Source organism: Polaromonas sp. P1_E1_2 (assembly GCF_056406035.1).
The window spans coordinates 1-4,323 of the sequence record NZ_JBFUAZ010000366.1 but is presented as its reverse complement, the minus strand read 5'-3'; the positions used below and the strand labels follow the sequence as shown (position 1 = coordinate 4,323).

The following is a 4,323-nucleotide window of genomic DNA, read 5'->3' as shown; positions in this document are numbered from 1 at the left end:
TCTCATGACTCTGCTCTGTGGGGAAAACAGGCTTGACGTCGTTTACCAATCCTCCGCCCGTCATCGCCACAGCTGCGGGCAGCGGTTTGGCGGCCTCGGCGCCGCCAGCTTGCATCTCACTATCACCCTGACCCTTCGTGACATCCGGCTTGATGACTGGCAGGAAAATCAATACCAGAGCACCAAGCAGCAAAGCCAGGCCGGCCAGCACTGCAGGCTTCGAAACCTGGGTCCACACAGCAGGCCGGGGGCCTTCCCCTGGCGAGCGAAACGGTGCATTGATGCCAGCACCTTGGTATATCAGCTTGGGGGCGCTGGTTTGAGGCAGGCGTTCAAGCACAGGGGCCGCATCCAGTTTCAGGCTACGGCACACGCTGGAAGCCAGGGCCCGAACAAAAACAGCATCCGGCAGCAAGTCAAAGCGATCCAGCTCCAGCGCTTCGAGTTTTTTTACCGGAACCTTCAAGGATACGGCGAGGGCCGCGATATGTATGCCTGCAGCCTCTCTTGCCTCACGAAGCAGTGTGCCTGCCGTGGGCTCGAAGTCAGTACCCCGGTCAACGCCAGACGCAGCCATTCCAGATGTGGCCTCCCCAGCCGGTGCAACAACGTCAGCGTCACTCATTGAACGCCCCTTTGTCATAAGCAGCAGCCTCCCGGGACTGCGCAAAACGCTTTTTTAGCTGATCACCGAGCTGCCGTACCGTATCCCGGTTGTTTAATTTACGCTCGATTTTGATGCCTAGCCACAGGGTTTCAGCATTTGCAAGATCACTGTTGTTCAGTCGTCGTATGTAAAACTGTGCCCGAGTCAGATCGCCACGATCGTTCAAAAGACTAGCCAGGTTGTAACCAGTAACAGGATTTCCTGCGTCCAATTCATAAGACTGCAGGAGGCTTTGCTCGGCTTCTGCATGCTGCCCAGCACGAACCTGACAAACCCCCTGCGCCATCAGCGTTTTGGCCTTGCCTGCGTACGTTGGGTTCGCCACGGCCTGAGCAAAGAACCGAGAAGACTCGTTATAGCGTCCTTGCTGGCACATCAACCATCCATAGTTATGCGCAACATCCGCATCGCGGGGATTCAATGCAAGAGCCCTGCGAAAACTATCCTCAGCCAGAGGAATATCGTTAAGACGCATGTAAACCAGTCCGCGCAGGTTGTAGGCCTCCGCAAAAGTTGGATCCGTGGTCAGCGATTGCTTGATTTCGTCGAGAGCAACATTGGTTTGCCCCTGTTCGAAGTAGCCCGAAGCCAATTCAAGCCGAAGACGCGCACGCCTGCGCTGATCAGGTTCGTCTGATTCCGTAATAATGTCAGTGCGGTTGCCCGGAGACCCTGGAGCGCCTGCGTGATTGGCGCATCCTGCGAGCAATACTGCCAGCCAGCAGGCTGGAACCCAGATCATATTGGCGCGAAATCTCATGTACCCATCCCTTTGGCCACTACGACCTTGATTCCCCCGAGCATACCTTGCCGCTGCGCCGCCATGCGCTGATCCACACCTGTGCGGTCCTGTACATCGCCAGCCAGTTGCCCGCAAGCTGCATCGATATCGTCCCCCCGGGTTTTTCTGACGGTTGTCACAATACCCGCATCCATCAGGATTTTCGCAAATGCCATCACCTGCGGCATGTCAGAACGCTTCAACCCCGAAGCCGGAAATGGATTAAAGGGAATCAGGTTGAATTTGCAGGAGAGCCCTTGCGCCGCCTGGGCCCGAACCAGCGATACGAGCTGACGCGCATGCTCTGGCTGGTCGTTCACACCATCGAGCATGCAATACTCAAACGTGATGAAGTCCCGGGGTGCCGATGACTGATAGCGGGTACAAGCCGCAAGCAGTTCGGCTATGGGGTATTTTTTATTCAAAGGCACAAGGTTGTCGCGCAGCCCATCTTCCGGTGCATGCAGCGATACAGCCAAGGCTACCGGGCAGTCCCCGGCCAACCGATCAATCATGGGCACAACGCCCGATGTCGATACCGTCACCCGTCGGCGTGACAGGCCATAACCATGGTCGTCAAGCATGACCTTCAGGGCTGGCAGGAGCTGCGAGTAGTTCTGCAGGGGCTCACCCATGCCCATCATGACGACGTTGGAAATCACCCGTTCATCCCTGCCTAGATGCTGCCGCAGGAAATGCTCGGCAAACCATAGCTGGGAAACGATCTCTCCCGTGGTCAGGTTACGGCTGAAACCCTGGTGACCCGTGGAGCAAAACCGGCAACCGACAGCACAGCCGGCCTGCGAGGAAATGCACAAAGTTCCTCGGTCGGTTTCGGGAATAAAAACAGTTTCAATAATATCGCCTGCACCGACATCAAATAACCATTTGATGGTGCCATCGGCGGAATCGTGGCGGGAAACCACCGTGGGGCTTACGACCTGGGCTGATCCTGCCAGCTTGTCGCGCAGGGATTTTGCCAAATCCGTCATTTGCCCGAAATCTGCAACTCCTTTTTGGTGAATCCAGCGGAAAAGCTGCGTGGCCCGAAAGCGTTTTTCACCAAGCTGCCCACAAAAGGCCGCCAAACCATCCAGATCGTAGTCAAGAAGGTTGGCAGTCATCGCAGTAGGGAACCGACTGAACTGCCCCAAGCAAGCGACGGCCCTGGCTGGGTGTAGCAAAGCATGGGGCGAGACATAGTTAACGCGAGTAAACGTTCATGCCGGGAAAGAAGAAAGCAATTTCCGCCTTGGCCGTTTCGGCGGCATCCGAACCATGGACGGCATTGGCATCAATGCTGTCGGCGAAATCCGCACGAATGGTGCCGGCGGCAGCCTTCTTCGGATCGGTAGCTCCCATCAGATCACGGTTTTTCAGGATGGCGCCCTCACCTTCCAGCGCCTGGATCATGACGGGGCCGGAAATCATGAAGGAAACCAGGTCTTTGAAGAATGGGCGCTCTTTGTGCACCGCATAAAAAGCCTCAGCCTCGCCTTGCGACAAGTGAGCCATCCTGGCGGCCACAAGCTTCAAGCCAGCAGCTTCAAAACGCGCATAGATTTGCCCAATGACGTTTTTCGCCACGGCGTCGGGTTTGATGATGGAGAGAGTGCGCTCGATTGCCATGAGATTTCCTTAACTTAAATTTTTTGGAGTCGTAAATTATTCAAAAATTTGAATAAAGCCTATGATTTTAACCTGTAGGCGTATTGGCTCAAATCAACCTTGCGGTTAGAGGTGCCTCTGCGGGTCATCGATTTCCACCGCGACTCCCACCACCGCGATTGCCGCCTCCCCGGTTTCCACCACCGGCACCGCCGCGGCGCGGTCCACCGGTACCGTTTCCGCCCGTACCACCGCCCCCGCGACGCTGCTGACCCTGGCCTTGCCCCTGTCGCTGCCGGGTAAAAGTGTCCGCACCGATATAACCAAATGAAGTTTTCATCGGATCGGGCTGCGTTCCTCCGGCAGCTTTGTCACCACGGTCCTCTCGCCGTTTTTGCCCCTGCATACCATTGCCGTTGCCTTGCGGCTGGCCGGTCCGGAAGCCAACACCGGGATTGCCACCCTGGTTACGCCCCTTGCCACCGCGGCGTCGGTTTCCACGGGGTGCAGAATCGTTGAGATTCAGCGGCGGTTGCAGCTCATGTGGATCATGAATCCCCTGCTCGCCCTCCGATCCGCCTTGCGCCGGCGCTTGAGGTGGTTCGCTGTTTGGCGCTGACGGCCGCCCGCGGTCGCCGCGCTGGCGTTCATTTCTGCGCGGTCCCCGTCTCGGTGGTTCAACCCCGTCCCCATGAGTGCCGGCACCCTGCGCTCCCCCCGGTATTGCGCGAGATTCAGAACGGGTCAAAGCGCTTGTCAGGGCCCAGATRTCGCGCTCATCSAGTTCRACAAACGCRCCGCGCTTRAGGCCGCGCGGGAGAACCATRGCCCCATARCGGATGCGRATMAGGCGGCTSACAGCGTGCCCSACYGCCTCAAACATCCGTCTGACCTCACGGTTACGCCCCTCGGAAATGGTGACCTTGTACCAGCAGTTGGCGCCTTCCCCCCCTCCGGCTTCAATGGAGCTGAACTGGGCCATGCCGTCATCCAGATTCACACCTTCGAGCAGGCGTTTTTTCTCTTCGCTATTTAGCGCACCGAGCACACGAACAGCGTACTCACGCTCCAGGCCGAAACGCGGATGCATCAGCTTGTTGGCCAATTCACCCGAACTGGTCAGCAGCAGTAGGCCCTCCGTGTTCAAGTCGAGGCGACCGACCGATTGCCATTTTCCCTGGAACAGCTTGGGTAAACGACGAAAAACGGTCGGGCGGTTTTGCGGGTCATCATGTGTGACGACCTCTCCGGTGGGCTTGTGATAGGC

Annotated in this window: 5 protein-coding genes; all 5 read right to left on the bottom strand. The window is 57.4% G+C overall.

Features of this window, described 5'->3' with window-relative positions; genetic code table 11:
- The coding region (locus tag AC1D1P_RS15775) for a helix-turn-helix domain-containing protein (protein ID WP_477673623.1) at positions 1-625 on the bottom strand (625 nt) is incomplete at its 3' end.
- Positions 618-1,427, bottom strand: coding sequence for a type IV pilus biogenesis/stability protein PilW (pilW, locus tag AC1D1P_RS15770; protein ID WP_457280670.1), 810 nt, complete (start codon positions 1,425-1,427; stop codon positions 618-620). The genes pilW and AC1D1P_RS15775, both read right to left, overlap by 8 nt.
- Complete coding sequence (gene rlmN / locus AC1D1P_RS15765) at positions 1,424-2,572, bottom strand: dual-specificity RNA methyltransferase RlmN (RefSeq protein ID WP_457280669.1); 1,149 nt, start codon at positions 2,570-2,572, stop codon at positions 1,424-1,426. Before rlmN ends, pilW begins: the two co-directional genes overlap by 4 nt.
- A 79-nt stretch (positions 2,573-2,651) precedes the next feature.
- Entirely contained in the window at positions 2,652-3,077 is a 426-nt protein-coding gene (ndk, locus tag AC1D1P_RS15760; RefSeq protein ID WP_477669353.1) for a nucleoside-diphosphate kinase, read from the bottom strand.
- A gap of 124 nt (positions 3,078-3,201) precedes the next feature.
- Positions 3,202-4,323 (bottom strand): pseudouridine synthase (locus AC1D1P_RS15755; protein ID WP_477673622.1); only part of this gene is annotated, 1,122 nt, incomplete at its 5' end.